General features: G+C 60.0%; 11 protein-coding genes and 3 tRNA genes. 9 read left to right on the forward strand and 5 right to left on the reverse strand.

The genetic code is table 11. The features are described from left to right. Positions 1-42 precede the first annotated feature (42 nt). Positions 43-2,163, forward strand: coding sequence for a RecQ family ATP-dependent DNA helicase (locus D3791_RS10935; RefSeq protein WP_172512219.1), 2,121 nt, complete (start codon positions 43-45; stop codon positions 2,161-2,163). A 30-nt stretch (positions 2,164-2,193) separates the two neighbouring features. Then, positions 2,194-3,108, forward strand: coding sequence for a hypothetical protein (locus D3791_RS10940; protein ID WP_022877109.1), 915 nt, complete (start codon positions 2,194-2,196; stop codon positions 3,106-3,108). A gap of 217 nt (positions 3,109-3,325) precedes the next feature. Here the strand turns inward: D3791_RS10940 and D3791_RS10945 are convergent. Together D3791_RS10945 and D3791_RS10950 are read right to left on the reverse strand one after the other, a co-directional pair. After that, a tRNA-Ser gene (locus D3791_RS10945) sits at positions 3,326-3,417 on the reverse strand. Positions 3,418-3,480: 63 nt separating this feature from the next. Then, positions 3,481-5,568: a prolyl oligopeptidase family serine peptidase gene (locus D3791_RS10950; RefSeq protein WP_172512220.1), complete on the reverse strand. Its 2,088-nt coding sequence runs from the start codon at positions 5,566-5,568 to the stop codon at positions 3,481-3,483. Between the two features lie 57 nt (positions 5,569-5,625). Here D3791_RS10950 and D3791_RS10955 point away from each other — a divergent pair, with 57 nt between their 5' ends. After that, positions 5,626-7,641: an FAD/NAD(P)-binding protein gene (locus D3791_RS10955; RefSeq protein WP_172512221.1), complete on the forward strand. Its 2,016-nt coding sequence runs from the start codon at positions 5,626-5,628 to the stop codon at positions 7,639-7,641. Positions 7,642-7,688: 47 nt separating this feature from the next. On the opposite strand, the gene D3791_RS10960 is transcribed toward D3791_RS10955, so the two are convergent. After that, a tRNA-Ser gene (locus D3791_RS10960) sits at positions 7,689-7,776 on the reverse strand. Between the two features lie 62 nt (positions 7,777-7,838). On the opposite strand from D3791_RS10960, the gene D3791_RS10965 reads away from it, so the two are divergent. From D3791_RS10965 to D3791_RS10990, 6 genes are all read left to right on the forward strand, one after another. After that, positions 7,839-8,816 (forward strand): NAD(P)H-quinone oxidoreductase, encoded by a 978-nt coding sequence (locus D3791_RS10965; protein ID WP_022877106.1) that lies wholly within the window; start codon positions 7,839-7,841, stop codon positions 8,814-8,816. Between the two features lie 101 nt (positions 8,817-8,917). After that, positions 8,918-11,161, forward strand: a complete 2,244-nt coding sequence (locus tag D3791_RS10970) for a carbon starvation CstA family protein (protein ID WP_172512222.1) — start codon at positions 8,918-8,920, stop codon at positions 11,159-11,161. 2 nt (positions 11,162-11,163) lie between these two features. Then, on the forward strand, positions 11,164-11,355 hold the full coding sequence (locus D3791_RS10975; protein ID WP_028268910.1) for a YbdD/YjiX family protein: 192 nt from the start codon (positions 11,164-11,166) through the stop codon (positions 11,353-11,355). Positions 11,356-11,504: 149 nt separating this feature from the next. Beyond that, entirely contained in the window at positions 11,505-11,954 is a 450-nt protein-coding gene (locus D3791_RS10980; protein ID WP_022877103.1) for a hypothetical protein, read from the forward strand. A gap of 68 nt (positions 11,955-12,022) precedes the next feature. Continuing rightward, positions 12,023-12,865 carry an aldo/keto reductase gene (locus tag D3791_RS10985; RefSeq protein ID WP_022877102.1) on the forward strand — a complete coding sequence of 281 codons (843 nt, stop codon included), beginning with the start codon at positions 12,023-12,025 and terminating at the stop codon, positions 12,863-12,865. 91 nt (positions 12,866-12,956) lie between these two features. Beyond that, complete coding sequence (locus D3791_RS10990) at positions 12,957-13,277, forward strand: EthD family reductase (RefSeq protein WP_172512223.1); 321 nt, start codon at positions 12,957-12,959, stop codon at positions 13,275-13,277. A 57-nt stretch (positions 13,278-13,334) separates the two neighbouring features. Here the strand turns inward: D3791_RS10990 and D3791_RS10995 are convergent. Then, positions 13,335-13,406, reverse strand: a tRNA-Thr gene (locus tag D3791_RS10995). An 82-nt stretch (positions 13,407-13,488) separates the two neighbouring features. Beyond that, on the reverse strand, positions 13,489-15,027 hold the full coding sequence (locus tag D3791_RS11000; protein WP_172512224.1) for an alpha/beta hydrolase: 1,539 nt from the start codon (positions 15,025-15,027) through the stop codon (positions 13,489-13,491). Positions 15,028-15,048: the final 21 nt, after the last annotated feature.

The raw sequence follows: 15,048 nt of genomic DNA on the forward strand, positions 1-15,048 counted from the left end.
GGCCGGGGCTAAATCCGGGGAGGAAACTGAAATACTTGAGCCATGGATGGCTCAATGCAAGTGGATCTGAAAACTCTCGCGCTGCAGAAATTGCGCGCCCTGGTGCAAAACCCGGAGGCCCAGTTCCACGACGGGCAGTATGAAGCGATCGAAGCTCTGGTCGCCCAACGCCGTCGCGCCTTGGTGGTCCAACGTACCGGCTGGGGCAAGTCGGCGGTGTACTTCATCGCATCCCTGCTTTTGCGGGAACAGGGCTACGGACCTACCCTGATCGTCTCCCCGCTCTTGGCATTGATGCGCGACCAGGTGGCCGCCGCCGAACGGGCCGGGGTGCGAGCCGCTGCCATCAACTCTGCCAATGTGCTTGAATGGCGCGAAATTCTTGAGAAGCTGCAACGCAACGAGATCGATGTATTGCTGGTGTCTCCCGAGCGGCTGAACAACCCGTCATTCCGGGAACAGCAGCTGCCCATGCTGATGCAGCGCCTGGGGCTGTTGGTGATCGATGAAGCCCACTGCATTTCGGACTGGGGCCACGATTTCCGTCCGGACTACCGCCGTATTCGCGATCTGATTGCCCGGCTGCCCCAAGGCCTGCCAGTGCTCGCCACCACCGCAACGGCTAACAGCCGCGTGGTCGAAGACGTCGCGGAACAACTTGCCGGCGGGAGAGAGCAGGTCTTCACCCTGCGCGGTACCCTGGCCCGTGATTCCTTGCGGCTGGGGGTGCTTCGCTTGCCCTCTCCGCGAATGCAGCTGGCCTGGCTGCTCAGCCACATCAACGATTTCAAAGGCTCCGGCATCATCTATACGCTCACGGTGTCGGCAGCCGAAGACATCGCCAGGCTCTTGCGGGAAGCCGGGCATGAGGTGGCTTCCTACACCGGGCGCACCGACTTGGAAGAACGCGAGCGGCTGGAACAAGCCCTGAAAAACAATGAGGTCAAGGCGCTGATTGCCACAAGCGCATTGGGCATGGGATTCGACAAGCCGGATCTGGGCTTCGTGTTGCACGTAGGCGCGCCGAGCTCGCCGGTGGCTTATTACCAGCAGGTGGGCCGTGCAGGCCGTGGCAGCATCAACGCCGACGTGCTCCTGCTGCCTGGACCCGATGATTCGGAAATCTGGGAGTACTTCGCCACCAGTTCCATGCCGGACCAAGTCCGTGCCACACAGGTGCTTGAAGCCCTAGGCGGCACTGATGGCGCCATGAGTGTTCCGGCGTTGGAAAGCGCGGTGAACTTGCGACGTTCGCCTTTGGAACTGTTGCTGAAAGTCCTGGCCGTCGATGGGGCAGTGGAGCGCGTAGCCGGCGGTTGGATGCGCACCGACATGCCATGGACCTACGACGCGGATCGCTACAAGCGCGTGGCTCAAAGCCGGATCCACGAGCAAAACCTGATGGTTAATTACGAAAACACCCGTGGCTGCCGAATGCAGTTCTTGACTGAAGCGCTGGATGACCCGCGCTCGGTGGCCTGCGGGCGTTGCGATAACTGTGCCGGCGTGTGGTTCGATGACCATATTCCAGAAGATTCCAAGGACAGCGCGCAAGCTGCGTTGGGCCGGGTTGGCATCCCGATCGAGCCTCGCAAGCTCTACCCTTCGGGACTGGACCGGCTGGGCTATTCGCTCAAGGGGAAGATCCCCGTGGATGAGCAGCTGGCCAACGGCAGGGCCTTGGCCAGGTTGACCGACCTCGGGTGGGGCAACCGCTTGCGCCAGCTCTTCGCTGATCCCGCCGACCAGCCAATCGACAAGGCGATGCTTGATGCGTGCGTCAAGGTGCTGGCGGAGTGGAACTGGGAAGAGCGCCCGGTAGGCGTTGTTGCCATGCCATCGAATAAGCGGCCGCAACTGATCACCTCCTTGGCTCAAAGCTTGGCCGAGGTGGGCCGGTTGCGCTATCTCGGGCAGCTCGAATACCGGGGTGCCGGACCGCAAAACGGCTCCGGAGGTAACTCAGCGTTCCGCGTAGCGGCGGTAGCCGATGCCTTTGAGCTTCCAGCTGCCCTGGAGCAACTGGCGGCCGGTGCTCCCGGTCCGATTTTGCTGGTTGATGACCTCGCGGATTCGCGCTGGTCACTGGCAATGGCCGGTCGTGCCTTGAGGATTGCCGGTGCGCCGGGTGTCCTGCCTTTCACTTTGGGCGTAGCAGGGTAATTGCACAGTTAAAAGAAGTAGTCTGGATGTATGGAAATTATCATCTGGCTCGTCGTCATCATCGCAGTGATTGCCCTGGGCTACTTCGGTCTGCAGGCATTACGGAAGAAGAATACTGCGCAAGTTGCGCAAGCGATCTCCCGTGAAGCAGCCGAGGCTGCTAACGCGAAGCTAGATGATTCTTCCCGTAATTCGGTGTACCGCAATCTGGCCAAGGGCGACGTCATGGGAGCCGTGCAGGTGTACCGTGCAGCCACCGGTGATTCGGTGAAGAACTGCGTCATCGCCGTACGCAGCCTCGATAAGTACCCGCAGGTGGCTCCAGCCAAGGAACTTCCTGTTGATGATGCCGAGATCAAGGCTTTGAGCGACAAGCTCGAAGCCCAGGTTGAGCGCGAAGACCGAGAGGCTACCGGCGAGCAGGCCCAGGAGTCCCAGCCGGGTTCCACCGATGACCTCTGGGTGGTTCCCCAGGAGTGGAGCGAGCAGTTCGGCTCCGAGAACGAGCCAAGCTCCACCCATTTCAAGATGGCCTTTGAAGTTGATGGCGAGAGCCGAGAATTCTCCAGCGAACAGCTGCCGCCGAACGAATACGACCAGTTGTTCTCCATGCTGCGTGATTCGAACTTCGAGGAAGCCGCAAAAATCTTGCATGGATACACCGGGTTGCCGGTGGAAGATCTCGAGCGGATGATCGCCACTTCGCCGATGTCCGGTGGGGCCGCCAATGGCAACGTCGCTGATTTCCGGTTTGAGGGCCAGGGGCCTGATGGTCCGGTGCACTTCGACGCGGCTGAATTGCCTGAAGCTGACCGCGAGGCGTTATTTGAAGCCATTGCCGATACCGATTTGGACCGCATATCGGAGATTATTGTGCGCCATACCTCGCTGCCCGAAGATATCGTGCAGAACATGCTGCAGACCTTCGTCAAGCGCAAGGACTAGCGCAAAGACCTGATCCACCTGGTGGATCCAAGATCGGCGCCCTGAGCATCACGCTCGGGGTGCCGTTTTTGTTGGCTACTGCCTAAAGGCGGGGCCGGTAACGCCCGCAAAAATCAATCTGCATGGCAATCCCGGGCGCTGTGGTTACAGGCAGTTTCAGCGCGGGGCGCGACGCTATGAGATAAAAAGAAAAACCCCTACCTGAGTAGGGGTTTTATGGCGGACACGGGGGGATTTGAACCCCCGGTCGAGTTTTAGCCCGACCCTTCATTAGCAGTGAAGTCCATTCGGCCGCTCTGGCACGTGTCCATCCGCTGTTTCCAGCAGAATCTAGCCTACCTGAAGATAGGCGCGTGTTCCAAAACGAGTCGGCTACTGCACATGTCGCCAGAGGAATTCGTAGCTGGTAGCCAGCATTTTCGCGGTTGACTCGTTGTCCGTCGAACCGGCATGGCCGCCGCCTTCTGGCTCGTGATACCGCACGTTTTCGATGCCCAGGTCCATCATCTTCGCTGCCATGATTCGGGCTTGCGATGGACCGACGCGGTCATCGGAAGTTGTGGTCCAAATCAAAGAAGCAGGATAGTCGTCGACTGGATGTGGTTGGTCGCTGAGGCGATGGACGGGCGAGAACGTTCGCAGGAACTTCCAATCCTCAGGGTCCTCGGGATCCCCGTACTCGGCAATCCACGAATGGCCCGCCGCAAGCTGCGTATACCGCTGCATGTCCAGCAGGGGAACACCGCAGGAGATGGCCCCGAACAGCTGGGGGTATCCGGCAATCATATTGCCCATCAGCAAACCGCCGTTGGATCGGCCGGTGGCTGCCAGATGTTCGCGCGAAGTCACGCCTCGCCGCACCAGGTCTTCGGCGATCGCGGCAAAATCTTCATAGGCGCGATGGCGATTCTCGCGCAGCGCCGCACGATGCCATGCCGGACCGTATTCTCCGCCGCCGCGGATATTGGACATCACATAGATCGCCCTGCGGCCTTGCTCGTTATGCCGGGTAAGCCAGCCGGTCCCCATTGCGGCTGCGTAGCCGGGAGTCATGCTGTGCTGGAATCCGCCATAACCATCCATGAGCACGGGATTCTGGCCATCCAGAAGCAGGTCTACTGCCGCGACCTGGAAGTAGGGGACACGGGTCCCGTCAGCTGAAGCCGCGAAATGCTGGGTGACGCTCAATCCTTCGGCGTTGAACCGCTCTGGAGATTTCTTCACCGCGGTGGCCGCGGAGCCGACCGTTCCACGCAACAACGTGGTGGGCGTCGTGAAACCGGTAACGGTCATCCAATAGTCATCGCCGGCAGCCTGGTCTTCATCATCGACAGCGCCCACCGAAACGCTCAGCATCGGATCCTCAAGCGGCATCTGGGATTCGCTGAAATCCTCGTGCAGGCTGATGACGCGGACCTGGGCTGCTACGTGGTGCAGTACGGTGAGCAGCAGGTAGTTCGCGGTGAAGCTCAAGGATTCCAAGGCGGTGCTGTCATCGGGGACGAAGAGCACTCGCTGGATGGTGCCGTCCTCTAGGAATTTATCCAGCTCGGCAATGGCCAGAGAGCCGGCAGCGATGACCTGGCCCTGATGTTCCCAGTCGGTCTGCGGCGCGAAAATCACCCATTGACGGTGGAGGCTTACCTGGACATCGGTAGGAACTTCAATGACTTGGTGCTCCCCGTTGAGGAAGACTCCGGTGACCGAATGGTAAAAATCGATAGCATCGGTGGTCACGACGCGTTCAAACCCTGGGGTCGAATCGAAGTAACCGAAAGCCGCCACATGCTCCTTGTCCACTTCAAAGAGCATCGGCGCTGCTTCGATGTCGAGGCCTCGACCTACACGCCGCAGGGTGTTGGCATAAGTGGAGCGCGTGGTGAATTGGTCGCTGGTGGCCGAGCCGACCAGCAAGGTATCACGGTCGATCCACGAAGCTTGGGTCTTGGCCACGGGCAAATCGAACCCGTCTTCAACAAAGCCCTTGCTGATCAGATCGAACTCCCGGATTCGCACCTGATCGCCTCCGTCGGGGCTCAACCGGATCAATGCTCGTTCATAGGGTTCGGATGCTTTCGGGCGAAGCAGGGTGGAACCGGCGAAATGCCATTCCTGTCCTTCCGACCTCGCCAAGGCATCTAGATCGAGTAAGATCTCCCACTGCGGGGCATCGGTGAGATAGGACTGCCACGTGGTTCGTCGCCAAAGCCCGAGGCGGTGCTCCGAATCGCGCCAGAAGTTGTAATAGTGCTCGCCGCGCTTGGTGACCATCGGAATGCGGTCTTGCGCATCGAGTACTGTTTTGATGCGCTGGACCTGTTCGCGGAACGAATCATCGTAGAGTTCGTCTTCGGTTCGCGCAGTCTGTTGCTGTACCCATTTAAGGGCCGACTCGTCGCGGGTGCCTTCTAGCCAAGAATATGGATCGGCGTCCGTCGCCATGGAAACATGCTCAGTCATGGGCATAGTCTATGCGGTAGGGCTCATGGCCTGCGATAAAGGTAATAACCTAGAGGGGTGAGCACCGTGATGGAGAACCCCAAGATTGAGTACAGCCTGGCTATAGTCGGGGCTGGCCCGCGCGGCACCAGCGTTGTCGAACGATTTGCTGACTTGTCGCTCAAGCTGGCGCCCAAGGGCAGCAAGCTGAACATCGTGGTTCTTGATCCGTACCGTCCCGGATCGGGGCACGTCTGGAATCCGCGGCAGTCGGAGAATTTCTGGATGAATACCCCCGCCTCTTTCCCCACGGTTGCGCCCGAACGAGTAACCGATGAGCCGGGTTTGAGCTTCAGGCAATTTGTCGCATTGCGGGGAGATGGACGACAGCTCACCGAGGAGCACGCCAAAGCCATCGAACATATCGGAGCGGGAACCTATCCATCACGCGCCATGTACGGCGAATACCTGGAGCATGTTTTTGACCGTAGCTGTGCCGTGCTCAAGGAGCATGAGTCATTCACGATCCAACATGTTCCCGCCGAAGTCCTCGCTGTGCGTCCACAGGGCAACGGGTACCAGCTGGAGTACAAGGCGTCTGCTCCAGGGGCCGAAGCGCAGCATCTGTCAGTAGACGCGGTGGTCCTGGCCTTGGGGCACCAGAGCGCGGAACTGAATCCCTGGCAGAAGCAGCTGCAGGAAGCCGCGACTAATTCGGGTGCCACCTATCTGCCGCCGAACATTCCCGCTGATCTTGATTTCAGCAAATTCGCGGACGGCCAGCCAGCGCTCATTCGAGGGCTGGGCCTGAACTTCTTTGACTGCATGGCTGAACTCACCCTGGGCCGGGGAGGAATCTTCCGGGAGGTGAGCAATGAACCGGGGCATCAGTTCGAGTACGTAGCCTCCGGCAGGGAACCTGAACTGATCGTGGCCTCGCGACGCGGAACCCCCTACTGGGGCAAGCCGGTCGTTGAGCAGTTCATCCCAGAAGAGATCGCACTGCGCTTCTTCGACGTCCAGGATCTGATTGGCCATCTTGCCGAGTTGCGCGCGACGAACCCGAATGCCACGCTGGAGTTTTCACGGCATATCTGGCCCAAGCTCCACCGCGACGTGCTCTTCGCGTACTACCGGCAGTGCGCGCGGAGCGCCGGGGCGCCTGAGGGCTTCTCAGCGGAAGAATTCATTGATCAGCTGGAATCGATCCTTCTGGCCGAGCACCGCGAAGGCAGCCAGGTGTGGCTGAGCGAGCTGCGCAAATTCATCTCGCAATTCCCGGAAATCCAATGGCTTGATGTTCCCAAGCTTGCCCGGCCGTTCGAAGAATTGGGATTTGCCTCCAATGAGGACTACCAGCAGGCAGTCCAGGATTATTTGATCAGCAATGCCCGGCACAGCACCGGTGGTCTGGAAGACCCGTTGTCCTGCGCCATCATGACGATGAATGCCGGCCGGATGCTGGTCAAGGAATTGATTGTCGCCGGTGTTATCGACGAACAGTCCAGGATTGAAGAGATCCAGGCGCACTTCGAACCACTGGTTGAAGGGCTGGCTTCCGGGCCTCCCCTGGAAAGAATCGAACAATTGCTGGCGCTATCCCGCGCCGGCATCGTGACCTTTATCGGCCCGGAACCGGAATTCGCCTTTGACGAAGTCTCGGGGCAGTTCACGGCCTCCTCGCCGTGGGTGGACGCCGAAGTGCACACAGCGAAAACGATGTGCGAAGCGATGATGCCGAGCAACCGCGTGCTGCAGAACGATACAACCCTCATCAAGCAATTGCTGAAGGACCACGTGGGCCGAGCCCACACGTGGCGCAATTCGGAAGGGGAGAGCCTTCCCGGCTCAGGCTTTGATGTTGTGGGTGAACCGTACCGCCTGGTCAACAGCGAGGGACTGGCCCACCGCGGGATTTTTGTGATGGGTCTGCAGCTATCGTCAGCGCAATGGGGAACGGCGATTGCAGCCCAGGCCGGCGACGTGAATAATCCTGCGGCGCGAACGCTCAAGGACGCCACGCATGTAGCCAACGAAGTGGCACGCCTGGCTGGTTTCCTGGTGGGCGAAGGGCTGCCTACAGAACGGCATTAAACAGTTTGGCGGGCTGATCAAAAGATCAGCCCGCCAAACTCATAACGCGGATGGTATGGGATTTGAACCCATGAGACGGGGTTGCCGCCTACTGGTTTTCAAGACCAGCTCCTTCGGCCGCTCGGACAACCATCCAACCCGAAAAAGTATACGGCATGAACCCCGATTGAAAGGAATTGAGATCCGTGAGCGAAACAATGAACGCCTACATCTACAACGCCGGTGGAGGGCCAGAGGTCATCGAGCTGACCGAACGGCCCATCCCTAGTCTTGGATCCGGGGAAGTGCTGGTCAAGGTGGAAGCCTTTGGGCTGAACCGTGCCGATGTGCAGCAGCGCAAAGGGGTTTATCCACCGCCTGAGGGAGCCAGTGATATACCCGGACTGGAGGTCGCAGGCAGCATCGTCGCGGTCGGTGACGGGGCCAGCGATTGGAGCGTTGGAACGCGCGTAGCGGCACTGCTAGCCGGAGGTGGATACGCGCAGTATGTGAACGTGCCGACCGAGTTGCTGATCCGGATCCCCGACGAGCTGTCGATCGAGGAAGCAGCCGCCCTGCCGGAAGTCTCGGCCACGGTGGTATCCAATCTCTTCATTGAAGGTGGGCTGGAGCAGGGTCAGACGATCCTGATTCACGGTGGGGCCGGCGGCATCGGGTCCATGGCCATTCAGCTGGCCAAGGCTGCGGGCGCTCGCGTGTTCGTCACTGCTTCGTCGGCCGAAAAGCTGGCCTACTGCCAAGAGCTGGGAGCTGATGAGGGGATCAACTACCGCGAGGAGGACTTCGAACAGCGGGTCGGCGAACTGACCAATGGGCAGGGCGTTGATCTGATCCTCGACGTCATCGGCGCGAAGTACCTTCAGCCGAATATCAATGCGCTCGCCGTGAACGGGCGGTTGGTCATCATCGGCCTGCAGGGCGGAACCAAGGCCGAAGTGAACTTGGGTGTGATGCTTGGAAAGCGTGCCCGGGTTATCGCCACGACGCTGCGTTCCCGACCGTTGGAGCAGAAGAACGAGATCATCAAGCAGACCATCGCACGAGTGATGCCGTTGGTCGATGAAGGAAAACTAGCCATCAACGTCTCCAAGATCTTCGATTTCTCGGATCTGACTAGTGCACATGAGTATTTTGATTCGGGTGAGCACACAGGAAAAATCGTTGTGAAGGCTTAGCGGGAAATGTTTCAGGCGCGTAAAGTGACACAGTAGTCTTAACCGCGTGATCGAGCTTATATAGTGCGATCGCGCACATCACTTGCCACGCCCTGAGGAGGATGCTCACCTTGAGTGCCCAGAATACGCTGCCCCCGGCAGGCGTTGATCCGGAGGTCGCCCAACGCGAAGAAACGCGTTGGACGCCTCTGCGGATCGCCGTCTGGATCGCCATTGCCCTAGTTGGTGGCATTGCTTGGTCCTTCCTTGCTTTTTCGAGAGGAGAAACCATCAATGCGATTTGGTTTGTCTTCGCAGCCGTCGCCACCTACCTGATTGCCTACCGTTTCTACGCGAAGTTCATCGAACGCAAGATCGTCCGGCCCGATGACTTCCGTGCGACGCCCGCCGAAACGGTGAACAACGGCCGCGACTTCGTTCCGACCGATCGCCGCGTGCTCTTCGGACACCACTTCGCCGCGATCGCCGGCGCCGGTCCTTTGGTCGGCCCGATCCTGGCCGCCCAGATGGGCTACCTGCCGGGAACCATCTGGATTATCGTCGGCGTTGTTTTGGCCGGAGCGGTCCAGGATTACCTGGTGATGTTCTTCTCCATGCGCCGCGGCGGCCGTTCCCTGGGCCAAATGGCCCGCGAAGAGCTTGGGCTGATCGGTGGCACCGCCGCCCTGATCGCCACGCTGACCATCATGATCATCATTACCGCCATCCTGGCGCTGGTCGTGGTCAACGCCCTGGGCGAATCCGCATGGGGCGTGTATTCGGTGGGCCTGACCATCCCGATCGCGCTCTTCATGGGCATCTACCTGCGCTTCATCCGCCCGGGCAAGGTCCTGGAGATCTCCATCATCGGCTTCATCCTGCTGATGTTCGCGATCATCTCCGGCCGCTGGATCGCCGAATCGCCATGGGGCGCCGAATTCTTCCACCTGGATCGCACCACCATCGCGTGGGCCATCATCATCTACGGCATTATCGCCGCAGTGCTTCCGGTCTGGCTGCTGCTGGCACCTCGTGACTACCTGTCGACGTTCATGAAGATCGGCGTCATCGCCCTTCTGGCCGTGGCCATCATCATCGTGCGCCCGGAAATCACCGTTCCAGCGTTCTCCGAGTTCGCCTCGCGCTCCGATGGCCCGGTGGTCTCCGGGCATATATTCCCGTTCCTGTTCGTGACCATTGCCTGTGGCGCGCTGTCGGGCTTCCACGCACTGATCTCCTCGGGCACCACCCCGAAGCTGGTTGAGAAGGAAAAGCAGACCCGCTTCCTGGGCTACGGCGGCATGCTCATGGAATCCATGGTGGCCATCATGGCGCTGGTGGCTGCGATCTCCATCGACCGCGGCGTGTACTTCGCGATGAACTCCTCGGCGGCCGCCACCGGCGGCACTGTGGAAACCGCGGTGGCCTTTGTGAACTCGCTGGGCCTTGCCGGCGTGAACCTGGAGCCGAATACGCTCACCGAACTGGCCACCAATGTGGGTGAGACCAGCGTGGTCTCGCGTACCGGTGGAGCTCCGACCCTGGCCGTGGGTATCGCCCACATCATGCACCAGTGGTTCGGCGGCACCGCGATGATGGGTTTCTGGTACCACTTCGCCATCATGTTCGAGGCGCTGTTCATCCTCACCGCTGTTGATGCCGGCACCCGCGTGGCCCGCTTCATGCTGCAGGACACCATTGGCAACTTCTTCCCGAAGTTCAAGGACACCTCTTGGCGTCCCGGGGTGTGGATCTGCACCCTGGTCATGGTGGCCGGATGGGGATACATCCTCATCCTGGGCGTGACCGACCCGCTGGGCGGCATCAACACCTTCTTCCCGCTGTTCGGCATCGCGAACCAGCTGCTGGCGGCCATCGCCCTAGCAGTTGTCATGTCCATCATCGCCAAGCGCAACAACTTCAAGTACCTGTGGGTTGTCGCCCTGCCACTGGCCTTCACCGTGGTGGTCACCTTCGTGGCCAGCTGGCAGAAGATCTCCTCGCCGGATACCAAGGTCGGATACTTCGCCAACCACAATGCCTACAAGGAAGCGCTGGCCAACGGCGAAACCTCGCTCGGTTCGGCCAAAAACGTCGAAGCCATGGAAGCTGTGGTGCGCAATACCGGCGTCCAGGGCTGGCTCTCGGTGCTCTTCCTGCTGCTGACCGCGGTGGTGATCGTTACCGCGATCATGGCAACGATCAAGGCCAAGAAGAACGGCGGCGGCAACAACACCGAGGATCCTGCAGTCCCTTCGAAGATGTACGCGCCGGCCGGACTGATTTCCACTCCTGCTGAAAAGCAGCTGGAGAAGGAATGGAAGCAGGTTCCTGCCTCATCGCGAGTCCAGCGCGGCGGCCACTAGCCATGGCAACGCTGATGGAACGCCTCTCGCAGGCCAAACGGTTTGTCGACGGGGTGCTGGGTGCCGATAAGTACCAGCACTATCTGGAACACCATCATCGCAATCATCCGGACCAATCTCCGATGAGTGAACGGGAGTTCTGGAAGGACTACACCGACTGGCAGGAAAAGAACCCCGAGGGGCGTTGCTGCTGAATGCACCGATCACCGGTCCCGAAACCACCCGCACCTGCGGGAGGTTTCGGGGCCGGTGTCGTTTTATGTCACATCCATGCGCTAACCGGTGCTGTAGCACCGGTAGGCTAGAGCTATCGTTTCTTGTACATCACCGGTAAAGAAGAGTCATGGCGTTCTTTTCACGACTTCGCGCTGAGCGCGCAGCCACTCGCGAACTTGGCGAGGGGGTCTGGCGCCGCGCCCACGATCGCTTCCAGCGTTCCCTGGATCGCGTGTTCCAGGTGATCGAGGGCATTGCCGATGACAAGGTCTATAACCAGCTGGTGAAGGAAGCCAATGAGATGGCTGACCTCCTGGCCACCGTGCGGCAGTTGTGCACGATGGCCCAGCGGATCACGCCGAGCAACGACGAGCATATTCCGCAATCCACGGCCGGGGTGCACCGCAGCCTCACCAAATCTGCCAATGACCTCGCAACCACCGCGCAGGTCATTGCGATGATGCGGATGCAGGCCGAAGCGGGGGAGTCGATCGACATCGAATCGGTGCGCCATCGTGCGCAGCTGGTCAAGGAAGATGTGGGCCGAGCCGCCCAGCTGCTCACCGACAGCGAATAATTGACAATTCCCGATCAGTTGCGTGGTGGTCCTAGAAATCGGGTCGGGCCGTGCACTAAATTGGTTGCATGACCCAAACAATACCCACAAGTAAGTTCCTCGACGGAAACACCATTGACCAGCTGGGCTATGGCGTGTGGCAGGTCAAGGACGACGAAGCGGAAATCGCGGTTGGCAAGGCCCTGAAGGCTGGCTACCGCCACATCGACACCGCGAAGATCTACGGCAACGAAGCAGGCGTCGGCCGCGCGGTTGCCGCCAGTGGCATTGCCCGCGAAGACCTGTTCATCACCACCAAGGTCTGGAATGCGGACCAGGGTTACGACAAGACCATCGCAGCAGCCGACGCATCGCTGGGGCGTCTGGGTCTGGAATACGTTGACCTGTACCTCATCCACTGGCTGCAGCCCAAGCGCGGCACCTACGTGGATACCTGGAAGGCGCTGATCCAGCTGCAGAAGGACGGCAAGGCCAAGTCCATCGGCGTCTGCAACTTCACCGTAGAAGCCCTCGAAGAGCTCTACACCGAAACCGGCGTCCGCCCGGTCATCAACCAGGTTGAAACCCACCCGTACTTCCCGCAAGCCGAACTGCGTGCCTACGAAGCCGAACACGGAATCCTGCACGAGTCGTGGTCGCCACTGGGACAGGGCGGAGACCTGCTCAAGGATCCAGTGCTTGAAGGCATTGCCAAGAAGCATGACGCCTCCGTGGCGCAGGTTGTCATCGCCTGGCATCTGGCCCTGGGCAACGTCGTTATTCCGAAGTCCGTGACCGATGCGCGCATCGTCGAGAACTTCGAATCGTTGAACGTGACCCTGGATGCTGAAGACATCGAAGCGATCGCTACCTTGGATCGCGGCGCAGAAGGACGCATTGCGGCTGACCCAGCCACTGCCGACTTCGAATAAGTCATAATATCGGCATCGGCCCCTCGGATTTTCCGGAATTCGAGGGGCCGTTGCGTACCCGAACAATGGCAACCCCTGAGGAGAAGCCGACATGCACAAGCTCACCGTTCTTTATCCCGAACCCGCTGACCGTGATGCCTTCGTCAAGTACTACGAACAGACCCACTTGCCGCTTGCGGCCCAGCTTCCAGGGCTTCGTTCGTGGCGCTACTCGACGAATATTTCCCCGGACGCGCAAGGCAACCCGGCGAAGTACTTCGCGATTTTCGAGGCCGAGTTCAGCGATGTCGATGCATTTCGCGCGGCCATGAGCTCGCCCGAGGGGCAGGCGGTGGCCGCGGATGTCCCCAACTACGCCACCGGGGGAGCGATAACGCTCGACTTCGAAATCACCGGCGGCAACGAGACTTGAGAAATGCGAAAATCCCCGGAACCACGCTTGCGTGATTCCGGGGATTTTCTTCACATGAGCCCCCTGCCGGATTTGAACCGGCGACCTGCTCTTTACGAGGGAGCTGCTCTACCCCTGAGCTAAGGAGGCCTGTGCCTGCAAACAGGCACCACGTCACTTTATCCGAGGAATTGTCTGATCGTCAAAACGAGGAAGACATCGTTGTTCCCTATCAGCACTGCGTGTCAGGTGCCGGGGCCTTCCCGTCAATCAGGTAGCCATCGACCGCATTGGTGATGCAGTCATTGGAGCGCCCATAAGCCGTGTGGCCATGACCCTGGTAGGTCAACAACGTGGCGTTATCCAATTGCTTGGCCAGCGACTGGGACCACTGGTACGGGGTGGCAGGATCGGACGTCGTGCCGACGACAAGGATCTCATTGGATCCCTTGGCATCCAGCGCGCCAGCCTTGCCCGTGGGCTTGTGATCCCATAGATCGCAGGCGATTTCACCGTAGGACAGGTACTTTCCCAACGTCGGAGCCACGCGCATCAACTCGGTGGCTTCCTTGCCCATCGCCTCTTCGCCGGCGTTCATTGGACGGTCCAGGCAGTTGATGGCCGTGAACGCGTCACTGGAATTCGAAGCGTAGGTTCCATCGCTCTGCCGATCAGCGGCCAGATCGGCGAATCCGAGAATGGTATCGACATCGCCGTCATTAACGGCGGAAGCCATGGCCTGCGTTAAGTAGGGCCAATTGGAATTGTCATACAGCGGCAGGATGAATCCGTTGACAAAATCGATGATCGGCACCGTTCGGCCGTCGCTGGAAACCATGGGCTCGTTCTCGACCTGGGCGAAGAACTGCTGAAGCTGCACCTTCGCTGATTCCACGGTGCCGCTGAAGGGGCAGCCCTCGGAATCGATGCATTGGGCAAGCCAGGCTTCGATTTCGTGCTCGAAGCCAACGGCCTGTGCCTTGGTCAAATCCGCGGCCTGGCTCTTGGGATCCATGGCGCCGTCAAGGACAAAACGCCCCACCTTTTGCGGGAACAAATCCGCATAGGTCGCACCGAGGAACGTGCCGTAGGAGAATCCCAGGTAGTCCAGCTGCTTGTCGCCCAGAACGGCGCGGATGACATCCATATCCTTGGCAGCCGAGACAGTGTCAACGTGGCCCAAGAGGTCGCCGGTGTTGGCAGCGCAGTCGGCCGCATAGTCCTCGGTTTCCTCGATGATCTGTTCCTGGTCCTCGGGCAACCAGGCACGGAGGTTTTCCTGGCGGCCCTCATCGGTTTTGGCGTCGCTCTGGCAAGTGACCGGGGAGCTTTCGCCCACGCCACGCGGGTCGAACCCGATGACGTTGTAGGACTTCTGCAGCTGATCGCTGAACATGGTCTGCACGGAAGACTCGACCATATCCAAGCCTGAGCCGCCGGGTCCGCCGGGATTCACCAGCAGGTTCCGGCTTGCGCCATCTGCTGCCCGGCGATTAATCGAAAGCTCGATGCTCTCGCCGGTGGGATCGCCATAGTCCAGCGGCACCTTGATGGTGGCGCATTCCAGGGCATCGCCACAGTTCTCCCAATCGACCTGCTGGGAGTAGTAGCTTTCCAGCCCGCGGGGAGTATCGGGGCTGCTGGCGCTGGGGTTCGCGTCCGTGCCTTCGGCGTCAGGGAGCGTGGATCCCGCGGAGCAACCGGTGAGCCCGGTCAGGGCCAGCAGGGTTCCCACCGCAAGCAAACGCAGTTTGGATGAGCGTACAGGCACGTTGAGTGTCTCCTTGCGTGG

This window comes from Glutamicibacter mishrai, assembly GCF_012221945.1.
Taxonomy (GTDB): Bacteria; Actinomycetota; Actinomycetes; order Actinomycetales; family Micrococcaceae; genus Glutamicibacter; species Glutamicibacter mishrai.